The 22,169-nt window shown below is 70.2% G+C and carries 22 protein-coding genes; 11 read left to right on the top strand and 11 right to left on the bottom strand.

Features of this window, described 5'->3' with window-relative positions; translation table 11 throughout:
* The first annotated feature begins 25 nt into the window (after nucleotides 1-25).
* The 6 genes from COA07_RS07810 to COA07_RS07785 all read left to right on the top strand — a co-directional run bounded on the left by COA07_RS07810 (nucleotide 26) and on the right by COA07_RS07785 (nucleotide 6,623).
* Nucleotides 26-1,954 carry a heme lyase CcmF/NrfE family subunit gene (locus tag COA07_RS07810; protein ID WP_066710417.1) on the top strand — a complete coding sequence of 643 codons (1,929 nt, stop codon included), beginning with the start codon at nucleotides 26-28 and terminating at the stop codon, nucleotides 1,952-1,954.
* Nucleotides 1,951-2,484 carry a DsbE family thiol:disulfide interchange protein gene (locus COA07_RS07805; protein ID WP_066710419.1) on the top strand — a complete coding sequence of 178 codons (534 nt, stop codon included), beginning with the start codon at nucleotides 1,951-1,953 and terminating at the stop codon, nucleotides 2,482-2,484. The genes COA07_RS07810 and COA07_RS07805 overlap by 4 nt, the downstream gene beginning before the upstream one ends.
* Entirely contained in the window at nucleotides 2,481-2,879 is a 399-nt protein-coding gene (locus COA07_RS07800) for a cytochrome c-type biogenesis protein (protein ID WP_066710422.1), read from the top strand. Before COA07_RS07805 ends, COA07_RS07800 begins: the two co-directional genes overlap by 4 nt.
* Nucleotides 2,880-2,953: 74 nt before the next feature.
* Nucleotides 2,954-4,168, top strand: coding sequence for an LLM class flavin-dependent oxidoreductase (locus COA07_RS07795; protein WP_083956841.1), 1,215 nt, complete (start codon nucleotides 2,954-2,956; stop codon nucleotides 4,166-4,168).
* On the top strand, nucleotides 4,165-5,265 hold the full coding sequence (locus COA07_RS07790) for a zinc-binding dehydrogenase (RefSeq protein WP_066710425.1): 1,101 nt from the start codon (nucleotides 4,165-4,167) through the stop codon (nucleotides 5,263-5,265). Before COA07_RS07795 ends, COA07_RS07790 begins: the two co-directional genes overlap by 4 nt.
* Before the next feature lie 2 nt (nucleotides 5,266-5,267).
* A complete protein-coding gene (locus COA07_RS07785) occupies nucleotides 5,268-6,623 on the top strand; it encodes a cytochrome P450 (RefSeq protein ID WP_066710442.1) in 1,356 nt (451 codons plus the stop codon).
* A 30-nt stretch (nucleotides 6,624-6,653) separates the two neighbouring features.
* Here COA07_RS07785 and COA07_RS07780 read toward each other — a convergent pair whose 3' ends face one another.
* From COA07_RS07780 to COA07_RS07770, 3 genes are read right to left on the bottom strand one after another with little or no spacing between them, the layout of a single operon-like run.
* Entirely contained in the window at nucleotides 6,654-7,367 is a 714-nt protein-coding gene (locus COA07_RS07780; RefSeq protein ID WP_066710428.1) for a carbon-nitrogen hydrolase family protein, read from the bottom strand.
* Nucleotides 7,368-7,375: 8 nt separating this feature from the next.
* Nucleotides 7,376-8,692 (bottom strand): amidohydrolase family protein, encoded by a 1,317-nt coding sequence (locus tag COA07_RS07775; RefSeq protein WP_066710431.1) that lies wholly within the window; start codon nucleotides 8,690-8,692, stop codon nucleotides 7,376-7,378.
* The gene (locus COA07_RS07770) at nucleotides 8,689-10,134 is read right to left on the bottom strand and encodes an amidohydrolase (RefSeq protein WP_066710434.1); all 1,446 of its coding nucleotides are present in this window, start codon (nucleotides 10,132-10,134) and stop codon (nucleotides 8,689-8,691) included. The genes COA07_RS07775 and COA07_RS07770 overlap by 4 nt, the downstream gene beginning before the upstream one ends.
* A gap of 245 nt (nucleotides 10,135-10,379) precedes the next feature.
* On the opposite strand from COA07_RS07770, the gene COA07_RS07765 reads away from it, so the two are divergent.
* Nucleotides 10,380-10,901, top strand: a complete 522-nt coding sequence (locus COA07_RS07765; protein WP_096640753.1) for a Ros/MucR family transcriptional regulator — start codon at nucleotides 10,380-10,382, stop codon at nucleotides 10,899-10,901.
* A 29-nt stretch (nucleotides 10,902-10,930) separates the two neighbouring features.
* Nucleotides 10,931-11,779 (top strand): oxygenase MpaB family protein, encoded by an 849-nt coding sequence (locus COA07_RS07760; RefSeq protein ID WP_066713019.1) that lies wholly within the window; start codon nucleotides 10,931-10,933, stop codon nucleotides 11,777-11,779.
* 401 nt (nucleotides 11,780-12,180) lie between these two features.
* Here the strand turns inward: COA07_RS07760 and pal are convergent, their stop codons facing one another.
* The 8 genes from pal to COA07_RS07720 form a co-directional block, all read right to left on the bottom strand.
* A complete protein-coding gene (gene pal, locus COA07_RS07755) occupies nucleotides 12,181-12,705 on the bottom strand; it encodes a peptidoglycan-associated lipoprotein Pal (RefSeq protein WP_066713022.1) in 525 nt (174 codons plus the stop codon).
* Between the two features lie 66 nt (nucleotides 12,706-12,771).
* Nucleotides 12,772-14,139: a Tol-Pal system beta propeller repeat protein TolB gene (gene tolB / locus COA07_RS07750; RefSeq protein ID WP_066713017.1), complete on the bottom strand. Its 1,368-nt coding sequence runs from the start codon at nucleotides 14,137-14,139 to the stop codon at nucleotides 12,772-12,774.
* Nucleotides 14,139-15,113, bottom strand: a complete 975-nt coding sequence (locus COA07_RS07745) for a cell envelope biogenesis protein TolA (protein WP_096640751.1) — start codon at nucleotides 15,111-15,113, stop codon at nucleotides 14,139-14,141. The genes tolB and COA07_RS07745 overlap by 1 nt, the downstream gene beginning before the upstream one ends.
* Before the next feature lie 5 nt (nucleotides 15,114-15,118).
* Nucleotides 15,119-15,550 carry a protein TolR gene (tolR, locus tag COA07_RS07740; protein WP_066710281.1) on the bottom strand — a complete coding sequence of 144 codons (432 nt, stop codon included), beginning with the start codon at nucleotides 15,548-15,550 and terminating at the stop codon, nucleotides 15,119-15,121.
* Nucleotides 15,551-15,557: 7 nt separating this feature from the next.
* Complete coding sequence (gene tolQ / locus COA07_RS07735) at nucleotides 15,558-16,250, bottom strand: protein TolQ (RefSeq protein WP_066710279.1); 693 nt, start codon at nucleotides 16,248-16,250, stop codon at nucleotides 15,558-15,560.
* Complete coding sequence (gene ybgC / locus COA07_RS07730) at nucleotides 16,247-16,714, bottom strand: tol-pal system-associated acyl-CoA thioesterase (RefSeq protein ID WP_066710273.1); 468 nt, start codon at nucleotides 16,712-16,714, stop codon at nucleotides 16,247-16,249. The genes tolQ and ybgC overlap by 4 nt, the downstream gene beginning before the upstream one ends.
* A gap of 315 nt (nucleotides 16,715-17,029) precedes the next feature.
* Nucleotides 17,030-17,302, bottom strand: a complete 273-nt coding sequence (locus COA07_RS07725; protein WP_066710271.1) for a hypothetical protein — start codon at nucleotides 17,300-17,302, stop codon at nucleotides 17,030-17,032.
* A 1-nt stretch (nucleotide 17,303) separates the two neighbouring features.
* Complete coding sequence (locus COA07_RS07720; protein ID WP_066710285.1) at nucleotides 17,304-18,278, bottom strand: glycerophosphodiester phosphodiesterase; 975 nt, start codon at nucleotides 18,276-18,278, stop codon at nucleotides 17,304-17,306.
* A gap of 124 nt (nucleotides 18,279-18,402) precedes the next feature.
* On the opposite strand from COA07_RS07720, the gene COA07_RS07715 reads away from it, so the two are divergent.
* Genes COA07_RS07715 through COA07_RS07705 form a run of 3 tightly spaced genes read left to right on the top strand, consistent with a single transcriptional unit; the run spans nucleotide 18,403 to nucleotide 22,120 of the window.
* Complete coding sequence (locus COA07_RS07715; protein ID WP_083956830.1) at nucleotides 18,403-18,912, top strand: 2Fe-2S iron-sulfur cluster-binding protein; 510 nt, start codon at nucleotides 18,403-18,405, stop codon at nucleotides 18,910-18,912.
* Nucleotides 18,909-19,874 (top strand): FAD binding domain-containing protein, encoded by a 966-nt coding sequence (locus COA07_RS07710; RefSeq protein WP_066710266.1) that lies wholly within the window; start codon nucleotides 18,909-18,911, stop codon nucleotides 19,872-19,874. Before COA07_RS07715 ends, COA07_RS07710 begins: the two co-directional genes overlap by 4 nt.
* On the top strand, nucleotides 19,871-22,120 hold the full coding sequence (locus COA07_RS07705) for a xanthine dehydrogenase family protein molybdopterin-binding subunit (protein WP_066710264.1): 2,250 nt from the start codon (nucleotides 19,871-19,873) through the stop codon (nucleotides 22,118-22,120). Before COA07_RS07710 ends, COA07_RS07705 begins: the two co-directional genes overlap by 4 nt.
* Nucleotides 22,121-22,169 lie beyond the last annotated feature (49 nt).

The following is a 22,169-nucleotide window of genomic DNA, read 5'->3' as shown; positions in this document are numbered from 1 at the left end:
AGGTGAGCCATCCGTCCTTTCTATCATGACCGCCGAAACCGGGCTTGCCGCCCTGTGGCTGGCCGCCGCGCTGGCGGCGTTGCAGGTGTTCCTCGCGACACTGGTGCTGCGGCGTAGCGTCGCCGGCGGGGCGACCGCGGTGCGCGCGGTGGCGATCGTGCAGGGCGCGCTGGCGGCGGCGGCGATGGTGGCGCTGATCGCGGTGTTCCTGGCCAGCGACATGTCGGTCGCGCTGGTCGCGGCGAACAGCCATTCGATGAAGCCGTGGCTGTACAAATTCGCCGGCGCGTGGGGCAACCACGAAGGGTCGATGCTGCTGTGGGTCACCATCCTGGGGCTGGCGGGCGCGGCGGTGGCGCGGTTCGAACAGCGGCTGGCGGAACGCACGCTGGTGGCGACGCTGGCGGCGCAGGCGGCGATCGCGCTGGGCTTCTATGCGTTCCTGCTGTTCGCCTCCAACCCGTTCGCGCGGCTGCAGCCCGCGCCCGCCGACGGCGCGGGGCTGAACCCGCTGTTGCAGGACCCCGGCCTCGCCTTCCACCCGCCGACGCTCTACGCCGGCTATGTCGGGCTGTCGGTCGCCTTCTCCTTCGCGGTCGGCACGCTGGTGACGCGCGACGTCGGCCCGGCGTTCGCGCGTGCGATGCGCCCGTGGGTACTGGGCGCGTGGGTGTTCCTGACGCTGGGGATCACCGCGGGCAGCTACTGGGCCTATTACGAACTGGGCTGGGGCGGCTGGTGGTTCTGGGACCCGGTCGAAAATGCCAGCCTGATGCCGTGGCTGGCGGCGACCGCGCTGCTCCATTCCGTGACCGTGCTGGCGACGCGCGACGGGTTGCGCGCCTGGACGGTGATGCTGGCGGTGGTCGCCTTTTCGATGAGCATGATCGGCACCTTCCTGGTCCGCTCGGGCATCCTCACCAGCGTCCACGCCTTCGCGGTCGATCCGACGCGCGGCACGTTCATCCTGGCGCTGCTGGTGCTGTACATCGGCGGCGCGCTGGCGCTGTTCGGCGCGCGGGTGGGGACGGTGCGGCAGGGCAAGTTGTTCGAACCGTTCAGCCGCGAAGGATCGCTGGTCGCCAACAACCTGTTGCTGACGGTGATCCTGGGAATCGTGCTGATCGGCACCTTCTACCCGATCGTCGCGGGCGCGTTCGGGACGCAATTGTCGGTCGGCCCGCCGTTCTTCGACAAGGCGGCCGGGCCGATCGCGCTGATCCTGGTGGCGGTGATGGCGGCCGGCCCGCTGATGCGCTGGCGCCGCGACGACGCGGGCGAGGTGCTGGGCCGGCTGTTCGCGCCGATCGGCGCGGCGCTGTTCGCCGGGGCGGGCGCGTTCGTGCTGGGCGGGCCGATCGGCGTCCTGCCGCTTGCCGGGATCGCGCTGGCCGCCGGGCTGGCGGTGGCGAGCGTCGCGCCGCTGACGAAGCGCAACCTGGCCCGCGCGCCGCTGCACCTGTGGGGCATGGTGATCGCGCATCTGGGCGTCGCGGTCGCGCTGGCCGGCATGGCCGCCAGCACCGCCTGGACGCAGGAGGCGTTGCTAGCGGTCGGCGTCGGCGATCCGGCGCGCGTCGCGGGCTTCACCGTCCGGCTGGAGGGCGTGCGCCCGGTCGTCGGCCAGAACTGGACCGCGCTGGAAGGGCGGCTGTCGGTGACGCGCGGCGATGCGGCCCCCTATGTGCTGCGCCCGCAGGTGCGTTATTTCACCCAGCCGGTCACCACCACCAACGAAAGCGCGATCGCGACGCATGTCGACGGGCAATTCTACGCCGTGCTCGGCGCCTTGGGCGACGACGGGCGATGGCAGCTGCGATTGTGGTGGAAACCGTTCGTGACGCTGATCTGGGCGGGCGGCGCGCTGATCGCGATCGGCGGCGCGCTGTCGCTGGTGGGGCATCAATACCGGCTGTTCCGGCAGGGCCGGCGCCGCGCGGAGGGGGACGCATGACGAACCGGCGCTGGCTAATGTGGCTGCCGCTGTGCGCGTTCGGCGTGGTGGTGGCGGTGGTCGCCTGGGGGCTGTGGCGCCCCGCCGACCGCACCGTCCGGTCGGCGATGGTCGGAAAGCCGCTGCCCGACTTCACGCTGGCACCGATCGCGCCGGGCAAGCCGGGGCTGTCCAGCGCCGATTTCCGCCGCGGCCAGCCGCGCCTGCTCAACGTCTTCGCCAGCTGGTGCGTGCCGTGCATCGCGGAGGCGCCGCAGCTGATGACGCTGAAGGCCGCGGGCGTGCCCATCGACGCCATCGCGATCAAGGATACGCCGCAGGACATCGGCAATTTCCTGCACCGCAACGGCGATCCCTATGCCCGCATCGGCAGCGACGTGCACAGCCGCGTCCAGCTCGCGCTCGGATCGTCGGGCGTTCCCGAAACCTTCGTCGTCGACGGGCGCGGCATCATCGTCGCGCAGCATGTCGGCGATATCCGCGCCGACGACGTGCCCGGCATTCTGCGCGCGCTGGCGGACGCGAAATGACCCGCGCCGCCGCCGTCGCGCTCGCGCTGGTCGCCGCCACACCCGCCGCGGCGCAGACCGCCAATGCGGCGCTGGCCTATACCCAATTGCCCGATGCCGATCAGGAACGCCGCGCGCGCGCGCTGATGGAGACGTTGCGCTGCATCGTCTGCCAGGGCCAGTCGATCGCCGATTCGGACGCCGACATGGCGGGCGAGATGCGCGCCGTGGTGCGCCAGCGGATCGCCGCCGGGCAGACCCCGCGCCAGATCCGCGACTGGATGATCGCGCGCTACGGCCGCTACATCTCCTACGATCCGCCGCTCGACGCCGCGACGATCCCGCTGTGGATCGCGCCGCTCCTGCTGCTGCTCGCCGGTATCTGGCTGGCCCGCGGATCGTTCCGCCGGCGCTGATTTTTCCGCTTGGCCGATCCGGGCGCGCGGCATAACATCGGTTCCAGAACAAAACTTATGTCGAGGAGAGTGCCATGGCCGGTCGGCTGCGGTTCGGTGCGTTCATCGCGCCCTTTCACCCGCTGGGGGAAAACCCCACGCTGGCGATCGAGCGCGATCTCGATCTGGTCGTCCACATGGACCGGCTGGGCTATGACGAGGCGTGGATCGGCGAGCATCATTCCGCCGGCTACGAACTGATCGCCAGCCCCGAACTGTTCATCGCCACCGTGGCGGAACGCACCCGCCACATCCGGCTGGGCACCGGCGTCTCCTCGCTTCCCTATCACCACCCGCTGATGCTGGCCGATCGCATCAACCAGCTCGACCACGTCACGCGCGGACGCGTGATGTTCGGCGTCGGGCCGGGCGCGCTGCCGTCCGATGCGTTCATGATGGGCATCCCGGTCGCCCGCCAGCGCGATCGCATGGACGAGGCGCTCGACGTCCTCGTCCCGCTGCTGCGCGGGGAAACCGTGACGAGGCAGACCGACTGGTTCACCCTGAACGAGGCGCGGTTGCAAATGCGCCCCTACACCCGCCCCTCGGTCGAGATCGCGGTCGCCAGCCAGGTATCGCCCACCGGCGCGCAGGCGGCGGGGCGGCACGGCCTGGGCCTCCTGTCGATCGGCGCGACCCAGGCGGGCGGGTTCAACGCGCTCGCCAGCAACTGGGCGATCGCCGAGGCGCAGGCAGCGGAGGCGGGGCGCACCATGGACCGCAACGCCTGGCGGCTGGTCGGCCCGATGCACGTCGCCGCCACGCGGGAGGAAGCACGCGCGCAGGTCCGCTACGGCATCGAACAATGGCTCTATTATTTCCGGGAGGTCGCCGCGCTGCCGCTCGCGCCGCAGGACGGCAGCGACCCGGTCGATTCGCTGGTCAATTCGGGCATGGCGGTGGTCGGCACCCCCGATGACGCGATCGCGCAGATCGCGCGGTTGCAGGAACAGTCGGGCGGGTTCGGCGCCTATCTGACGCTCGACACCAACTGGGCCGAGTGGGACGACAAGAAGAAGAGCTACGAACTGATTGCGCGCCATGTCATGCCCGCGTTCCAGGATTCCAATGGCAACCGCGACGCCTCGCTGCGCTGGGCCGCCGACAACCGCCCGCGCTTCATCGGGGAGGCGCAGGCCGCGGTCGGCGCGCGCGTGGCGCAGCACGTCGCGCAGAAGGGGACGGAGAACATCCGCCCCGAAATCCTCGCCGCCATGGGCCTCGACAAGAAGCCGGAGGCCGCGGAATGAGGGCCGTCGTCCGGCGCGGGCACGAACTGGTCGTCGATACGGTCGCCGATCCGGTGCCCGCCGCCGGGCAGGTCGTCGTCCGCACCTTGTGCTGCGGCATCTGCGGGTCCGACCTGCACGCCGTCCACGGGATGGAGGCGATGGTCGACCTGGGCGCGCGCAGCGGCGAACCGTCGCTGATCGACGCATCCGCCGATATCGTCTTCGGCCATGAATTCTGCGCCGAACTGCTCGATCACGGCCCGGGCACCGACCGCCGACTGAAACCGGGCACGCGGGTCGTATCGGTCCCGGTGATGCCGGGCGCCGCGGGGATCGAGACGCTGGGCTATTCGAACCGTTTCCCCGGCGGCTTCGCCGAGACCATGCTGCTGGCCGAGCCGTTGCTGCTGGCGGTGCCCGACGATCTGTCGGACGCGCAGGCGGCGATGACCGAACCGTTCGCGGTCGGCGAACATGCCGTCGCGCAATCGGATGCCGGGGCCGACACCGTGCAGCTGGTGGTCGGCTGCGGCCCGGTCGGGCTGGCGGTGATCGCCGCGCTGAAGGCGCGCGGGCTGGGGCCGGTGATCGCCGCCGATTTCTCGCCCGCGCGCCGCCGCATCGCGGAGGCGATGGGCGCGGATATCGTCATCGACCCGCGACAGGAAAATCCGCACGCGCGCTGGGCTTCGTTCGGCGTCCCGGTCAGCCGCGCCGAACGGTCGGTGCTGGCGATGTCGGGCCATGCGGGCAAGCGCGCGATCGTGTTCGAATGCGTCGGCGTCCCCGGCATGATCCAGTCGCTGGTGGAGGCGGTGCCGCCGGCCACGCAGATCCTGGTCGCGGGCGTGTGCATGCAGACCGACGCGATCGAACCGTTCCTGTGCATCAACAAGGCGATCGAGCTGAAATTCGTGCTGGGCTACACCCCCGACGAATTCGCCGCCACGCTGGGGCGGATCGCGCGCGGGCAGATCGACGTCGCGCCCGCGATCACCGGCACCGTCGGGCTGGACGACGTGCCCGCCGCCTTCGCCGCGCTCGCCGACCCCGAACGCCATTGCAAGATCATCGTCCGCCCCTCTTGCCCATCCGTATCTCCCCAAGGAGCATGACCATGCGTCTCGTCAGCGATCATATCGTCGAGGGCCGCGCCGGCCCGACGTTCGGCACCGCCTATCCCACGTTGCCCGAGGTCCGGCTCACCGATATCCAGGCCTTCACCCGCGGCCAGCCCTGGGCGGATTATGCCGCGATGCGCGAACAGGCGCCGGTGATGTGGCATCCCGAACCGCGCGGCGGCACCGGCTTCTGGGCGGTCACCGGCTATGAGGACGTCAAGCGCGTCAACGGCGATCCCGACACCTTCTCCTCCGAAGCGGGCGGCATCCTGATGGCGCTGGGGCCGCAGGAAACGCGCCATCCGACGCTGTTCTCCGCCTCGACCAACTCGATGATCAACCTCGACGGGCGACCGCACCGTGCGCTGCGCAAGGAGCATATGCCCTATTTCACCGCCACCTATATCAGGGGGCTGCGCGACCGCGTGTCGGCGGAGGTGACGCGGCTGCTCGACACGATGGCGCCGCTGGGCCGCTGCGATTTCGTCGAGAAGTTCGCGCAGCGGCTGCCGATCTTCACGCTGTGCGAGATGCTGGGCGTGCCCGTCGCCGACCGCGAACGGTTCATGGGCTGGATCCACTTCCTCGAAATGGCGCAGCAGGTCGCGATGGAACAGATCGACCAGCTCGCCGGCCTGTCCGAGCCCAGCCCGCAGATCGCCGCCTTCATCGAGATGTTCAACAGGAACGTCGCCGAGATGTTCGAATACGGCCGCGACATGCTGGCCAGGCGCCGCGCCGATCCGCAGGCCGATCTGATGAGCGCGATCGCCAATGCCGAGGTGGAGGGCGAAAAGCTGCCCGGCGAATATCTCGACGGGGCGTGGCTGCTGATCGTGTTCGCGGGCAACGACACCACGCGCAACTCGCTGTCGGGCGCGATGAAGCTGTTCACCGAAAATCCGGAGCAGAAGGCGCTGTTGCAGCGCGACGGATCGCTGCTGACCAATGCGGTGCACGAAATCACCCGCATGGTCTCCCCGGTCATCTACATGCGCCGCACCGCCACCGCCGACGTCGAACTGCACGGGCAGCGCATCGCGCAGGGGGAAAAGGTCATTATGTACTACGGCGCCGCCAACCGCGACGCCGCGATGTTCCCCGATCCCGACCGGTTCGACATCCGCCGCGAAAATGCCGAAAAGAACATCGCCTTCGGCTACGGCCCGCACATCTGCATCGGCCGGATGACCGCGCAACTGCAGTTGGAGGAAGCCTATCGCCAGATCTTCCAGCGGTTCCCCGACATCCGCTGGTCGGGCGATATCGACATCGCGCCGAACAATTTCGTCCACGCCGTCCGCCGGCTGGAAGTCGAATTCACCCCGGAACGCAGTGCCGCGGCGGCGTGACGGGGGTGCGGGGCCGAGGCGGAGCCGCGGTCACCGGATCGACCGGCACGCGACGCCTTCCTCCCCCTCCGGCACCAGCGCCAGCACCGCGCCGTCCGGCGCGACGATCGCGGTACCGCCGAAGCTCCTGAGGTCACCCGCCGTCCCCGTCACGTCGGCGGCGGCGACCCAGCAGCCCGTCTGCCGCGCCCGCGCGACCAGATTGTCGACGCTGCGCGCGCGCCACCGCTCCGCCGTCGCCAGCGGCAGCATGTTCGACAGCGGATAGAGGATCGCCGCCGCGCCCTGATCGGCGACGCGCTGCGCCGCGCCGGGATGATTGGCATCGGCGCAGATATTGATCCCGAACCGCATCCCGCCCGCCGTGAACGTCGGGAACGTCTCGCCCGCCGTCACGCCCGGTTCGTTCGGATGCGCCTTGTCGTAATGGCCGACGACACGCCCGCCCGCGATCACCAGCGCGCGATTGAACACCCGTCCCGCCTCGCGCACGAACGCCCCGATCACCAGCGTCGCGCGCGCGCCCGCCACCGCGCGGCACAGCGCGTCGATCGCCGCCTCTGCCACGTCGGCGCGCCGCGCGACCGTCGCTGCGTCCCACGCATGGCCGGTCAGCCACGCCTCGGGAAACAGCAACAGGTCCACCCCCGCCGCGTCGGCCCACGCGACGCGCTCGCGGACCGTCGCACAGACACGCGCGACGTCGTCGGGGATCGCGGCGCATTGCACCGCCGCGATCCGCATCGCGCGGGTCAGCGCCGCTCGTACGCCTTGGGCAGCGCGCCCTCGGTCGGGGTCAGGTAACGGTCGCGCAGCTTGGTCTGGCGCGACTGCATCGGCTGCGGCTGGCCGTCGATCCAGATCGCCACCGGCGCGGACGACAGTTCCAGCGGGTCGCCGTCCCACAGCACCACGTCGGCACGCCGGCCGGGGCGCAGCGACCCGATCTCCCCGTCCATGCCGATCGCGGCGGCCGGGCCGCTGGTGATCGACGCGAACGCCTGTCCCCAGTCCAGCCCGGTCGCGCCCGGCACGCGCGTGATCGCCACCAGGTTGCCGGCATATTGGCGCAGCACATGATCGCCCGCCTGCGCGCCGCCGCCGCTCATCAGCGACACCTGCACGCCCGCCGCGCGCATCCGCCCGACGTTCGATTCGGTCGCCGCCAGATTCTCGAAACTGGCGGGCAGGTCGGCCAGCGCCGCGGCGATCACCGGCACGCGCGCGGCGGCGATCTCCTTCGCCACCAGCCACCCTTCGGTCGCGCCGATCAGCACCAGCTTCAGCCGCGGATAGTCGCGCGGCAGCGACAGCACCTGGCGGATGTCGCTGGCGCGGTCGACATGGACGAACAGCGGCATCTGCCCGTCCAGCACCTTGACCAGCGCGGCGGCATCGGCGCGCGTCACCAGCGCGTCGCGCGACCGGCCGTCGAAGCCCGCCGGGTTGCGGCGATAATCCTGCGCCTGCTGGAACGCATCGCGCAGCGTGGCATAGGCCGCCGGACGGCTGCCGCCCGCCAGCCGCCCGCCCGCCTCGCCCAGTTCCACGAACTGGAACGCGCGCGCGCGGGTGATCGGGCTGGCATCCTGCCCCAGGTCGATCACCGCGCCCTGCCCGGCGAAGATCGAGCCCGCCGCATCGGGCGCGACGATCGCGCGCGTGATGCCGCCCAGCCGCTCGTTCGCCACCTTCACGCCCGCCGGGTTGATCGCATCGGCGACGTCGATCGCGGCCTTGAACGGCGAATTGCGCGCGCCCGCGTCGTTGCTTTCGGACACGCCCTCGGCATCGACCAGCGACAGCGCGGTGATCGCGGAGACGACGCCCGCGGCCACCCATTTGCCGGTCGCGTCGATCACCTGCGCGCCCGCGGGCACGCCCACGCCGCGCCCCGCGGCGACGACGCGGCCGTTGGCGATGACGACGGTGCCGCCCTCGATCGGGGCCGAACCGTCGCCGATCGCGACGGTGCCGCCGGTGATCGCGACGGTCTGCGCCGCCCCCGGGGTCGCGGTCACGGACGCGGTTGCCAGCATCGTGGCGATCAGAAGGAGCGCGCGCTTCACTTGACGTCTCCTTCGCCGGGCTGGCCCAGTTCGAAATCGCTTACCGGCCGCAACCGCGGATTGTCGGCATCGTACAGCAAGGCACCGTCGATCCACACCTTTTCGGGGCGGGTATAGACGCTGAACGGATTGCCGTTCCACAACACCACATCGGCCATCTTGCCCGGCCGCAGGCTGCCGGTCTGCGCGTCGATGCCCAGCGCCTTTGCCGGGCCGAGCGACAGCCACTTCCACGCCACTTCGGGGGCGATGTCGATCCCGGCGTGGTGCGCCGACGACAGGACCTTGGCGACTTCCTGGTTCAGCCGCTGGATGCCGTTCTCGTCATCCGAATGGATCGTCGCGCACGCGCCGGACTTCTCCAGGATCGCCAGATTCTCGCCGATCCCGTCATAGCTTTCCATCTTGAAGCCGTACCAGTCGGCCCACACCGCCGCGCAGGTGCCGTTCGCCTTCAGCAGGTCGGCGATCTTGTACGCCTCCACCGCATGATGGAATGCGGTGACGTGATAGCCGAATTCCTTGGCCATATCGAGGACGATGGCCATTTCGTCGGCGCGATAGCAGTGGTTCTGCACCAGGATCTCGCCCGACAAAACGCCGCGCAGCGTGTCCATCGCGATATCGCGCTCGGGCGGCTCGCCGCCGTCCTTCTCGTACTTGTCCCATTTGCGCTTGTACGCCGCGGCGCGCGCCCAGGTCTGGCGATCGACCGCGACATTGCCCATCCGCGTCGACGGCTTCTGGTTGCGGCTGCCATAGACGCGCTTGGGGTTCTCGCCGCACGCCATCTTCAGGCCATAGGGCGCGCCGGGGAACTTCATCGCCTGCATCGTGCGGCCGTAGACGTTCTTGAGCACCACCGACCGCCCGCCCATCAGGTTGGCCGATCCCGGCAGGATCTGCAGCGTGGTGACCCCGCCGTTGGCCAGCGCGCGACCGAAGCCGGGGTCCTGCGGCCATACGCTGTGTTCGGCCCACACGTCGGCGGTGACCGGGGCGGTCGCCTCGTTGCCGTCCGAATGCGCCTGCACCGACGGGGTCGGGTAATCGCCCAGATGGCTGTGGATATCGACGATGCCGGGGGTGACGAACTTGCCCTGCCCGTCGATCACCTGCGCCCCCGCCGGCGCCTCCAGCGCGGTGCCCACCGCCACGACCTTGCCATCGGCGAACAGCACCGATCCGCCGTCGATGCGGCGCCCCTCGCCGTCGAACACGGTGACGTTGCGCAGCAGCGTCGGCACGCCGGGATAGGCATGATAGGTCGACGGATAGGGATCGCGCGCATAGCGGACCGGCGCCGCCTTGTCCGACCCTCCGTCGCCCGCCGGACGGGCGGATGCGCTGCGCGGCCGGCCGCCCCCGTCGGTACAGGCGGACAAGGCGGTCGTCGCCACCATGATCGACACCAGCGCACGCGCGCCGCGACCCAGCTTCATGCCATCCCCTTTTCGTTCGTTATCGTCCCTGCGCGCGACCATGGACGGGGGCGGCCACGACGGTCAAGCCGGCTCACCTTGCCACAGAGCAGGCCGCATATTGCCCCTCACCAACCGATATTTACGACTGTGCAATATTGCGGTCGCCGGCCCAAATAAAACGACGGCGATCTTTAACCAAAGTCGCGTTGACCGCATCGTCATGACTGACTAGATGGCAGCGCTATCATAGCAGGAGCATCACGATGACCGAAGAGACCGCCGGCGCCGACGCAGTCGAGCTCGCCACCGAACTGACGATCGCCTGGCTGTCCAATCCCAACACCCGCGCCTCGGGCGAAGACGTGCCGGCGTTTCTGCGCACGATGCACGAAGCGGTGACGAACCTGTCGTCGTCGACTTCGCCGGCCCCGGTGGAGGAAAGCGCGGGTGAATATACGCCCGCGGTGTCGGTCCGCAAATCGCTGGCATCCAAGGATCATCTCATCTCGATGATCGACGGAAAGCCGTACAAGACGCTGCGTCGTCATCTGGCCGGCCATGGCCTGACCCCGGATGAATATCGCGCGCGCTACGGGCTGAAGCCGGATTATCCAATGGTCGCCGAAAACTATTCGCAGGCGCGTCGCGACATGGCCAAGAAGATCGGCCTGGGCCGCAAGCCGGGGCAGCGCCGCGGCGCCGCCGCGGACGATGCCGCCGCTGCCGCACCGGCCCCCGCCCCGCGCGGCCGCCGCAAGGCAGCCGCCGCGACGACGGAGGCCTGACGATCGCGCGCCCGGCCGGCGCGGCGCCGATGGCGATCGTCGACCCGTTCGTCGATCGCTTTCGCGCATCGCTGGCCGCGCGGCTGCGCGGGCTGGTCGGCAGCGGGGAAGTGGACCTCGCCCGCTCGCCCGGCGATCCCGGGCTGTTCGCTGCGGACAGTCCCGCGCTGCTGGTGCACGGCGATTTCGCCGCGATGATGATCGGCGGCCTGTCGGCGCTGCTGCTCCAGATGCTCCACCCCGCCGCGCTGGCGGGGGTGTGGGACCATAGCGACTTTCGCCGCGACCGGCTCGGGCGGCTGAAACGCACCGCGCAGTTCATCGGCCTCACCACCTTCGGCGGCACCGCCGCGGCGGAACGCGCGATCGCGCACGTGTCCACCATCCACGATCGCGTGCACGGCAGTCTCCCCGACGGCACCCGTTACGACGCCAACGATCCCGCCTTGCTCACCTGGGTCCATGTCGCTGAGGTCGACAGCTTCCTGCGCGCCTATCTGCGCTATCGCGATCCCGCGCTGACCCCGGCGCTGCAGGACCGTTACCTTGCCGACGCCGCGATCGTCGCGGAACGGCTGGGCGCCCGCGACATCCCCCGCTCGCGCGCGGAGGTGGCCGATTACTATCGCCGCATCCGCCCGCAGTTGCGCGCCGATCACCGCACGCGCGAGGTCGCCGACGCGTTGCTGGCGCCCGGGCCGGACAGCGCGCAGGCAGCCGGACTGCACCTCACCGCCGCGGCGGGGATCGACCTGTTGCCGGATTGGGCAGCGGCGATGCACGGCCGCCGCCCGCCAACGCTGCTGCGCCCTGCGATCCGCGCCGGCGCGGGCGGCATGAACCGCGTGCTGCGTTGGGCATTGCAACGCGGAGCGTAGGCGCGGGCGGCGGCGAGCGTGTGACGTTCACGAAAGCCGGTTTTCCTACCCTCGCTCACTCCGCCACCCCGGCGCTCCCCTCCGTCACCCCGGACCCTTCGACTTCGCTAAGGAGAGCCTTGTTCCGGGGTCCACTGCGCCGCGACATCAGGCGCTTGCCCGTGTGCGGAGACGTGGATGCCGGAACTAGTCCGGCATGACGGCCTGGGTTTTACAAAGGTCCCGCGCAGTCCGTGGACCGTGCCTCCGCAAACGCAAAGACGCTTGCGTCCGCGGAGAAATGAATGCCGGAACAGGGCTCTCCTGAGCCAAGTCGAAGGGCGCGGCACGACGGCGTGACACGTCGATCGCCCCCGGCACGAACGGGCCGCCAAACCCGCCCGCGCCGGTGGCGAAGCCGCTTACGCGCCGTTGACGACGACGGTCACCGCGCGGCGGTTCTCCGCCCAGCTCGCCTCGTCCGATCCCAGCGCGACCGGGCGTTCCTTGCCATAGCTGATGACGCTGATCCGCGACGGCGCGATGCCGCGCGCGGCCAGATAGTTCTTGGCCGCGTTCGCGCGCCGGTCGCCCAGCGCGAGATTGTATTCGCGCGTACCGCGTTCGTCGCAATGGCCCTCGATCGTGATCGTCACGTTCGGATAGCGCTGCAGCCAGTCGACCTGCGAATCGAGGATCGCGCGCGCCGTCGCGTCGATATCGTACATGTCGGTGCCGAAATGCACCGTGTCGCTCTGTGCCGATCGCTTGAAATCGGCCGCCGAACCGGGCGCGATCCCGCCATTGGGGTCGACCGGCCCGGTCTGCGCCGGCGGCGGCGCGGTGTCGCCGGGGGCGGGGGGCAGCACCTCCGGGCGCTTCTTGGAACAGGCGGCGGTGGCGACCAGCGCGGTCGCCATCAGGATCGTCGTCGTCAGTCGTGCCATGGCCATTCTCCCTTGCGGTACGTCATGTCGGTCGGTCGGTCCCCGTTCATGCCCCCATGAACGCGATCACGGACGAAGCGGTCCCCACGCCGGGTCGGAACCGTCCAGCGGGGTCGGCACGCGGCGCTCGTTCACCCCGGTCAGGTCGACCGACCACAGATCGGCCTTGCCGGCATTGCCCTGCCCCTGGCGGAAGAACATCAGCACGCGGCCGTTCGGGCTCCACGTCGGGCCTTCGTCCTGCCAGGCGTTGGTCAGCAGCTTCTCGCCCGCGCCGCTCGGGCTCATGATGCCGATGCGGAACGGCCCGGCGATCTTGGTGAACGCGATCAGGTCGCCGCGCGGGCTCCACACCGGCGTGGCGTAGCGCCCGCTGCCGAAACTGATGCGCTGCTGGTTGGAACCGTCGGCGTTCATCACGTACAATTGCTGCCCGCCCGAACGGTCGCTTTCGAACACGATCTTCGATCCGTCGGGGGAATAGCTGCCGCCGGTGTCGATGCCCGGCGACGTCGTCAGCCGCTGCGGCGTGCCGCCGGTCGCGGCGACGCGATAGATGTCGGTGTTCCCCGCCTGCGCCATCGAAAACAGGATCCACCGCCCGTCGGGGGAGAAGCGCGGCGCGAAGGTGGTGGCGACGTTCTGCACCACCAGCCGCTGGCGCCCCGACCCGATGTCATAGACGTAGATCGCCGGATTCTTGCCGACATAGCTCATGTACACGATCGACTGCTGGTTCGGCGCGAAGCGCGGGGTCAGCACGATCGACGAACCGGCGGTCAGGAACCGGTGGTTGGCACCGTCCTGGTCCATGATCGCCAGCCGCTTGATCCGGTTCGCCTTCGGCCCGGTTTCGCTGACATAGACGACGCGGCTGTCGAAATACGGCCCCTCGCCGGTCAGCCGCGTATAGACCATGTCGGCGCATTTGTGCGCGGCGCGCCGCCAGTCGGACGGCGGCACGACGAACCCCTGCCGCGTCAGCTCGGTGCGGGCCGACACGTCGTACAGATAGCAGCCGACCGTCAGCGTCCCGTCGCCATTGGCGCGGATATAGCCCTGCACCAGCGCCTGCGCGCCGGTGCCGCCCCAGTAATCGAACGTCGGCGCGGTCACTTCGGGAAAGGCGATCGCGCGCAGCTGCGCCGGGCTGACGGGGGTGAACAGCCCGGAATTGCGCAGGTCATTGGCGACGATCTCCGACAATTGCCGGCCCAGCTGGTCGGTGGATCCCGCCGGGGTCTGCACCACCTGCGTCGTCGGCATCGGCGGGATCGCGATCGGCATCGGTGCGCTGATGCCGCCGGTGACGTCCACCTCCAGCGGCGGCGGGGTCGCCCCGGCGGGCGCGGCCGGCGGGGCGGGCGGCGGCTCCTGTGCCCAGGCGGGCGACACGGTGGCGAGCAGGGCGGCGATCAGGAACGTCAGACGCATCAGCGCAGCTTCCAATTATAGTTGATGTTGCTCCACCCCCCGTTGGCGGTGGCATAGTATTCGGCCGGCAGCTTCAGCGGCGAACATCCCTTGAACGCGGCAATGCCCAGATCGACCACGCGCCGCGCGTAGCGCCGGTTGTCGTCGTCCACCCCCGACTGGCGCACCACCGTCGGCGTCGCCGACAGCGTGCCGTCGCGGTTGAGGCGCAGGTTCAGCGTGGTGACGATCTGGTTGGCGCCCGGCCCCGGATCGACCTGCCGGTCGGCGCACGGCTGGATCTGCCGTGCGATCGCCTGCTGGATCGCGGCCAGCGCCTTGCCGTCGACGCGCGCGGCCGATGGCGGCGCGTCGCTGTCGCGCGCCTTGCTCGGCTCGGCGGTCAGGCCCTTCAGGAAATCGCTGCCCAGCCGTCCGCCGCGCGGGCGCGCCGCGGTGGCGGCGGGGGTCTTGCCCGCGCCCTTCGACGCGGCGGGCGGCGCCCTGGTCGCGCTGGCGGCGGCGGCGGCAGCGGGACGCGCGGGCGCGGGCTTGGCGGGCGCCTTTTCCGCCGCGGGCGGCGCGGGCTTCGGCCGCGGTTTCGGCTGCGGCACGGGCTTGGGCGCGGGCGCCGGCCGGGGCGGCGCCGGCTTGGGCGGGGCGGGCTTGGCCGGCGCTGGCTTGGGCGGCGCCGGCTCGGGCTTTGGCGCGGGGGCCGGCTGCGGCGCGGGCTCGGGTCGCGGCTGCGGTTCGGGCACCGGGGGCGGGGCATCCTGCGGCTCGCCGGTTTCGGGCGCGACCGCCTGCGACGGCGGCTCGGTCGCGGCCGGGGCGGCGGCCTCCAGCGCGACGTCCTTGACCAGGCTGACCTCGACCGGCGCCTGCTTCGGCTTCATCGCCTCGGGCGTGTCGAGAAACCCGACCGACAGCAGGCCGAACAGGACGACATGCCCCGCGACCGCTCCTGCCAGCCCGATCTTCTCGGCGCGCTCCACGCCGCTCAGTCCTCGCCCACCGTCACCAGCGCGACGCGCGTCAGCCCGGCGCGGTTCAGCTCGCCCATCACCTTCATCACCCGGCCGTAATCGAGGCCGCGGTCGGCGCGCAGCAGCACCTGCGGCGGCTCCTTCCCCGTCCGCGCCCCCGCGATCGCCTCCAGCCGCGGCGGCAGCGCGTCGGCCGACACCTCGTCCTTGCCGATGAAGATCCGCCCGTCGCCGTCCAGCGCGATCTCGGTCGGCTGCTGGTCCTGCTCCAGCGGCTTGGCGCGCGCATCGGGCAGGTTCACCGGCACCCCCTGCGTCAGCAGCGGCGCGGTGACCATGAAGATGATCAGCAGCACCAGCATCACGTCGACCAGCGGGGTGACGTTGATGTCGGCCATCGGCGCGCGCCGCCCGCGCCCGCGCTGCGAGGGGAGGTTCATCGCCATGCGCGCATCACCGCTCGCCGTCGAGCTGGCGCGACAGCGTGGCGTGGAACCCGTCGGCAAAGCGCATCAGCCGCGCCTCGATGCGGTTGATCGCATGGCTGAAGCGATTGTACGCGATCACCGCCGGGATGGCGGCGAACAGCCCGATCGCGGTCGCGAACAGCGCCTCGGCGATGCCCGGCGCGACCACCGCCAGGCTGGTGTTCTGCTGGCTGGCGATCGACGTGAAGCTGCGCATGATGCCCCATACCGTGCCGAACAGCCCGACGAACGGCGCCACCGACCCCACCGTCGCCAGCACGTTCAGCCGGTCGGACAATTGGTCGATCTCCTTGGCGACCGCCGATCCCATCGTCGTGCCCAGCCGTTCGCGCGTGCCCTCGCGGTCGATGCGGTTGCCCTGCGTGGAGCGGCGCCATTCGGTCACCCCCGCCGCCAGCACGCGCGCCGTCGGCAGGTCGGCGGTCCCGCGCGTCTTGACGAAGGCGTCGATATCGTCGGCGCGCCAGAATTCCTGCTCGAACGTCTCGCTCGCCTTGCGCGTGCGGCCGAGCTTCACCCAGAAGGCGATGATGATCGCCCAGGTCCAGATGCTGGCCAGCAGCAGCCCCAGCATCACGCCCTTCACCACCCAGTCGGCCTGAAGGAACAGCGCGATCGGGGACAGGGTCGCGGCGTCGGTCTGCAATATCGGGTTCACGGCGTATCTTCCCCCTGGAGGACGAGGCTGCGGAAACGGTCGATCCACGCCGCGGGCTGGCGGCGCGGGCGGCCGTCCGGCCCCACCAATGCCGCGGTCACGGTGGCGTCGGTCAGCAATTCCGCGCCGCGCCTGACTGTCTGATGAATGACGACGCTGGCGCCTCTCGCCGCGACGACGCGGCTTTCGACCAGCAGCGCATCGTCCAGCCGCGCCGGCGCGCGATAGCGGATGGCCAGGTCGGCGATCGCATAGGCGCCGCCCCCGCCCTCGAAATGCGCGCGCTGGTCGATCCCGGCGACACGCAGCATGTCGGACCGGGCGCGTTCCATGTAGCGCAGGTAATTGGCGTGATAGACGACGCCCGACAGGTCGGTGTCCTCGAAATAAACGCGCACCGCGAACAGGTGCGCCGCGCCCTCGAACCGTCCCTGCGCCGGCTGGTCCTGACCCTCGACCGTCATTGGCGGGCTGTTAACCCAATGCCCCCGCGGAAGGAACCCCGAATGGGGATGATGGAGGTTGGCGGGCGCGGGGGAGGGGCGGAGCGGGTCGCCGTCACCCCCGGGGCTTGCCCGAAACCTTTGCCAACTCCCTACCGTCATGCCGGACTTGTTCCGGCATCCATATTTCCGCAAACGCACACGTCGTTGCGTTCGCGGCACCATGGACCCCGGCCTTCGCCGGGGTGACGGACGGGGTGAGGCAGGAAAACCAACCTCGGCAGAAACCCCGAACAGGTCCGGTACGATGAAAGCGACGTTCCGGACGAACGCCCCCTACCCCTCGCACCGCTCCGGATGCTTGCGGCATTCCTTCTCGCGCTCGCGCTGCGCCCTGGCCTCGGCCTCGTCGCGCTTGCGCATCTGGCGGACGTACTTCTCGTCCTTTTCCTTCTCGCTGGTGGTCATCATGTCGACGGTGCCGCCCACCGCCTTGCCCGCCAGCCTGACCGGCGCGGTCACCACGCCCGCGACGGTGCGCACGCACCCCGTCGCCGCCGGCAGCAGCACGATCGCCGCCGCCAGCCTCACCACCGTCACGTTACGCATGTCACTTGGTCTCCCGCCCCCTGGCGGCGACCCCGATAGCAGGAAAATCGGTGAAGAACCCGTCGATTCCCTGGTCCAGCGCGGCGCGGATCTCCCCCGCCAGGTCGCCGTGCGCTCGCGGGTCGGTGCCGCGGCGGAACGGCGCACGAAGGAAATAATTCTCCGCCCGATACGTCCACGGATGGACGCGCAGCCCCGCGGCGTGCGCGTCCTTCACCAGCGGCGAGGGCGCGTCGCCCGACCACAGCATCGCCTTGTCCGGCCCGATGCCATAAGCGTATTTGGCCACCGCACGCAGCCCCGCCGGGGTCATCATCGCGGCATAGCTGGGGGCCGCGCCGTCGGCGGGCGCGCCCTCGCCCGCGACCAGCTGAATCAGCCGCACCTTGGTCATCGTCGCCAGCCGCTTCAGATTGTCGACCTCGAACGACTGGAGGTAGACCGGCGCCTCGGCGCTGTCCCACCCCGCCTCGCGCAGCGCGGTGACGACCAGTTCGTCGGTGGGGTGGCCGATCGACCGGAAATAGGTGGGGTGCTTGGTCTCGGGGTAGATGCCGACGCCATGCGCCTTGGCCAGCGCGATCACCTCGGCGAAGGTCGGAATCGCCTCCTGCCCGTCATAGGCGGCATTGGCGGGGCGCAGCTGCGGCAGCCGCTCCTTCGCGCGCAGCGTCTTCAGCTCGGCGATCGTGAAATCCTCCACGAACCAGCCGGTCAGCGTCTGGCCGTCGATCGTCTTCGTCGTGCGCCGGGCGGCGAATTCGGGATGCTGCGCGACGTCGGTGGTCTCCGAAATCTCGTTCTCATGCCGCGCGACCAGCACGTCGTCCTTCGTGGGCACCAGGTCCGGCTCGATCACGTCGGCGCCCTGGCGGATGGCCAGCGTATAGCTGGCGATGGTATGTTCGGGGCGCTCGCCACTCGCGCCGCGATGCGCGATGACGAGCGGGGCGGACGGCAGCGACGGATCGGTCATCGCGCGATGCTGCACCGGCGCGCACGCCGCCGCCAGCCCCGACAGGACCGCGACGATGAGAATCGTTCGCACGGACCTGGAACGAGTGGCCGGCGTTGGGCGAAAGTTACCGAAAGGCAGGGACATGCGCTTCACCATCAATGGACAATCCCATGAGGCGGAGGTCGACATCCGGACCTCGCTGCTCGATCTGGCCCGCGAACATCTCGGGCTGACGGGCAGCAAGAAGGGGTGCGACCACGGTCAGTGCGGCGCGTGCACCATGCTGGTGAACGGCCGCCGCATCAATTCCTGCCTCACGCTCGCCGTGATGCATCAGGATGACGATATCGTGACGATCGAGGGGCTTGGCACGCCGGAGGCGCTGCACCCGCTCCAGGCCGCGTTCGTCCGCCACGACGGCTATCAGTGCGGCTATTGCACGCCGGGGCAGATCTGCTCCGCGGTGGGCATGCTGGACGAAGTGGCGAAGGGCTGGCCCAGCCACGCCAGCGCCGATCTGGAGGCGGTGACGCTCGACAATGCCGAGATCAGCGAGCGGATGAGCGGCAACATCTGCCGCTGCGCCGCCTATCCCAATATCGTCGACGCGATCCGCGACGTCGCCGGCGCGACCGACGAGGTGGCGGCATGAAGACGTTCGATTATGCGCGCGCCGACAGCATCGCCGATGCCGTCGCCGCCGGCGGCCGCTTCATTGCCGGGGGCACCAACCTTCTCGACCTGATGAAGCTGCAGGTCGAAACCCCGGACAAGCTGGTCGACATCAGCCGGCTGGACCTGAACCGGATCGAGGAGCGCGCCGACGGCGGGCTGACGATCGGCGCGCTGGTCCCCAACAGCGATCTGGCCGCGGACCCGCGCGTCATCGCGAAGTACGAGGTGCTCAGCCGCGCGCTGCTCGCCGGGGCCAGCGGTCAGCTGCGCAACAAGGCGACGACCGGCGGCAATCTGCTCCAGCGCACCCGCTGCTATTATTTCTACGACACCGCCGCCGGCTGCAACAAGCGGGCGCCGGGTTCGGGGTGCGAGGCGATCGGCGGGTTCAACCGCATCCATGCGATCCTGGGCACCAGCGACCAGTGTATCGCGACGCATCCCGGCGACATGCCGGTGGCGATGCGCGCGCTCGACGCGGTGATCGTCACGCAGGCGCCGGGCGGCGACAAGCGGCGCATCGCGATCGGCGACTTCTACCGCCTGCCGGGCGACACGCCCGAGGTCGAAAACGTGCTGCAGCCGGGCGAGCTCATCACCCACGTCGAACTCCCCGCCCCGCCGGCGGGCCGGCAGCTGTACCGCAAGGTGCGCGACCGCGCCTCCTACGCCTTCGCGCTCGTATCGGTCGCGGGCGTGGTGGCGATGGAGGACGGGAAGATCGCCTCCGCCGCGCTTGCCTTCGGTGGGTTGGCGCACATGCCGTGGCGCGATCCGGCGGTGGAGGCCGTGCTGGTCGGTCAGGCGCCGTCCGATGCCGCGTTCGCTGCCGCTGCCGATGCGCTGCTCGCAGGGGCGAAGGGCTTCGGCACCAACGATTTCAAGATCCCGCTCGCGCGCCGCGTGCTGACCGCCTGCCTGAAGGAACTGACGCGATGAGCCTGATCGGAACCCTGCTGGGCCGCGAGGAAACGCGCAGCCTGACGATGGACCAGCCCCGCCCGCACAGCCTGCTCGACCAGGGCACGCAAGGGGTGATCGGCCGCCCGCTCGACCGGATCGAGGGGCCGCTCAAGGTGTCCGGCCAGGCCACCTACGCCGCGGAATATCCGACCGACAACCTCGCCTATGGCGTGCTGGTGCGCGCGCCGTTCGGGTCGGGCACGATCCGCGACGTCGTCGCCGACGCCGCGCGCAGCGTGCCCGGCGTGATCGACGTCGTCACCGATTACCCCACCTTCATCCGCAACCCGCAGCAGGGCGGAGAGATGAAGGCGCCGACGCAGGGCGTCGAGAAGGTGGACTATCACGGCGAGATCGTCGCCATCGTCGTCGCCGACACGTTCGAGGCTGCGCGCGAGGGTGCCGCGCTGGTCCATGTCGATGCGCAGCCGGCCAACGGCGCCTATGTCTTCGCCGCGCACCGCGACCAGGCCGAAACGCCCCCGCCCGACCAGATCCCGCCGACCACCAGCCAGGGCGACGTCGATGCCGCGATGGCCGCCGCGGCGGTGACGGTCGATGCGACCTACACCACTCCCAGCCAGACCAGCGCCGCGATGGAGCCGCACGCCTCGATCGCGCACTGGCAGGACGACGGCACGCTCGTCCTCCACGGATCGTATCAGATGGTCGCGTCCGACCAGTCGCAGCTCGCCGGCGCGCTCGGCGTGGCGAAGGACAAGGTGCGGATCATCTCTCGCTACGTCGGCGGCGGGTTCGGGTCGAAACTGGGCATCGCCCCCGAAAGCGTCGCCGCCGCGGTCGCCGCGAAGAAGCTGGGGCGGCCGGTGAAGGTCGCGATGGCGCGCCAGCAGGTGTTCGACGCCACCGTGCGCCGATCGAACACCGAACAGCGCATCCGGCTGGGCGCCGGCCCCGACGGCCGCCTCACCGCGATCGCGCACGAAACGCTCGCCACCAATTTGCCGGGCGAGGATTTCTTCGAACCCGCCGGGATCGGCACGCATTTCGCCTATGCCGCCGACAATCGGCTGGTCGATCACAAGCTGGTGCGACTGAACTGGCTGCTCGCCGGGTCGATGCGCGCGCCGGGCGAGGCGGTCGGGATGCTCGCGCTCGAAGCCGCGATGGACGAACTGGCGGAAAAGCTGAACCTCGACCCGATCGAGCTGCGCCGCCGCAACGAACCCGATCAGGACCCGGAAAAGCAGGTCCCCTTCTCCTCGCGCCAGCTGGTGCCGTGCATGGAAAAGGGCGCCGAGCTGTTCGGCTGGTCCGATCGCCACGCCGCCCCCGCGTCGGACCGGCGCGGCGAATGGTGGCACGGCATCGGCATGGCCGCCGCGGTGCGATCGAACATGCTCCAGAAATCGTCCGCGCGCGTCGAACTCACGCCGGAAGGCCGCGCGATCGTCGCCACCGACATGACCGACATCGGCACCGGCAGCTACACGATCCTGGCGCAGATCGCGGCCGAGACGCTCGGCCTGCCGCTCGACCGGGTGGAGGTGCAGCTGGGCGACGGCGCCGCCCCGCCCTCCGCCGGCTCGGGCGGGTCGTGGGGCGCCGGATCGGCCGGCTCGTCGGTCTATCTCGCCTGCGAACTGCTGCGCGAAAAACTGGCCAGGGCAATGGACACCGCACCCGAATCGATGACGCTCAAGGACGGTCGCGCCATCGCCGACAATCGCGCGGTCGAGATCGGCGAGTTGGTCGGCGACGGCCTGTCCGCGCTGGGCGAGATCGCGCCGGGCAAGCAGGAGAAGTCGTTCAACCAGGCCAGCTACGGCGCGCATTTTGCCGAGGTGAAGGTCAATGCGGTGACCGGCGAGGTCCGCGTCGAACGGATGCTGGGCGTGTTCGCGGCGGGGCGCATCCTCAATCAGAAGACCGCCCGCTCGCAATGCCTGGGCGGGATGACGTTCGGCATCGGCGCCGCGCTGACCGAGGAACTGGTCCACGATCCGCGCAACGGCAAGGTCGTGAACCGCGACCTGGGCGAATATCACGTGCCGGTGAACGCCGACGTGCCGCAGATCGACGTGCATTTCCTCGACGAGCGCGACATCCACGCCAACCCCATCCACGCCAAGGGGATCGGCGAGCTGGGCATTTCCGGCGCCGGGGCGGCGATCGCCAATGCGATCTACAACGCCACCGGGGTGCGCGTGCGCGACTATCCGATCACCTGCGACAAGCTGCTGGAAGGATTGCCCGGCTGAACTGGCGCGGACGACCGCCGCGCCCCATATCCGCCGGAACGGTGACACG

It is taken from the genome of Sphingomonas adhaesiva, from assembly GCF_002374855.1.
GTDB classification, from domain to species: Bacteria; Pseudomonadota; Alphaproteobacteria; order Sphingomonadales; family Sphingomonadaceae; genus Sphingomonas; species Sphingomonas adhaesiva.
Note: the sequence above shows the minus strand (reverse complement) of the source record. Positions and strands in the feature narration are given on the sequence as shown.

Coding starts and splice junctions, on each gene's coding strand:
- COA07_RS07810 (WP_066710417.1), top strand. CDS start 26: ATGACCGCCGAAACCGGGCTTGCCGCCCTGTGGCTGGCCGCCGCGCTG.
- COA07_RS07805 (WP_066710419.1), top strand. CDS start 1,951: ATGACGAACCGGCGCTGGCTAATGTGGCTGCCGCTGTGCGCGTTCGGC.
- COA07_RS07800 (WP_066710422.1), top strand. CDS start 2,481: ATGACCCGCGCCGCCGCCGTCGCGCTCGCGCTGGTCGCCGCCACACCC.
- COA07_RS07795 (WP_083956841.1), top strand. CDS start 2,954: ATGGCCGGTCGGCTGCGGTTCGGTGCGTTCATCGCGCCCTTTCACCCG.
- COA07_RS07790 (WP_066710425.1), top strand. CDS start 4,165: ATGAGGGCCGTCGTCCGGCGCGGGCACGAACTGGTCGTCGATACGGTC.
- COA07_RS07785 (WP_066710442.1), top strand. CDS start 5,268: ATGCGTCTCGTCAGCGATCATATCGTCGAGGGCCGCGCCGGCCCGACG.
- COA07_RS07780 (WP_066710428.1), bottom strand. CDS start 7,367: ATGCGGATCGCGGCGGTGCAATGCGCCGCGATCCCCGACGACGTCGCG.
- COA07_RS07770 (WP_066710434.1), bottom strand. CDS start 10,134: ATGAAGCTGGGTCGCGGCGCGCGTGCGCTGGTGTCGATCATGGTGGCG.
- COA07_RS07765 (WP_096640753.1), top strand. CDS start 10,380: ATGACCGAAGAGACCGCCGGCGCCGACGCAGTCGAGCTCGCCACCGAA.
- COA07_RS07760 (WP_066713019.1), top strand. CDS start 10,931: ATGGCGATCGTCGACCCGTTCGTCGATCGCTTTCGCGCATCGCTGGCC.
- pal (WP_066713022.1), bottom strand. CDS start 12,705: ATGGCACGACTGACGACGACGATCCTGATGGCGACCGCGCTGGTCGCC.
- tolB (WP_066713017.1), bottom strand. CDS start 14,139: ATGCGTCTGACGTTCCTGATCGCCGCCCTGCTCGCCACCGTGTCGCCC.
- tolR (WP_066710281.1), bottom strand. CDS start 15,550: ATGGCGATGAACCTCCCCTCGCAGCGCGGGCGCGGGCGGCGCGCGCCG.
- ybgC (WP_066710273.1), bottom strand. CDS start 16,714: ATGACGGTCGAGGGTCAGGACCAGCCGGCGCAGGGACGGTTCGAGGGC.
- COA07_RS07725 (WP_066710271.1), bottom strand. CDS start 17,302: ATGCGTAACGTGACGGTGGTGAGGCTGGCGGCGGCGATCGTGCTGCTG.
- COA07_RS07720 (WP_066710285.1), bottom strand. CDS start 18,278: ATGACCGATCCGTCGCTGCCGTCCGCCCCGCTCGTCATCGCGCATCGC.
- COA07_RS07715 (WP_083956830.1), top strand. CDS start 18,403: ATGCGCTTCACCATCAATGGACAATCCCATGAGGCGGAGGTCGACATC.
- COA07_RS07710 (WP_066710266.1), top strand. CDS start 18,909: ATGAAGACGTTCGATTATGCGCGCGCCGACAGCATCGCCGATGCCGTC.
- COA07_RS07705 (WP_066710264.1), top strand. CDS start 19,871: ATGAGCCTGATCGGAACCCTGCTGGGCCGCGAGGAAACGCGCAGCCTG.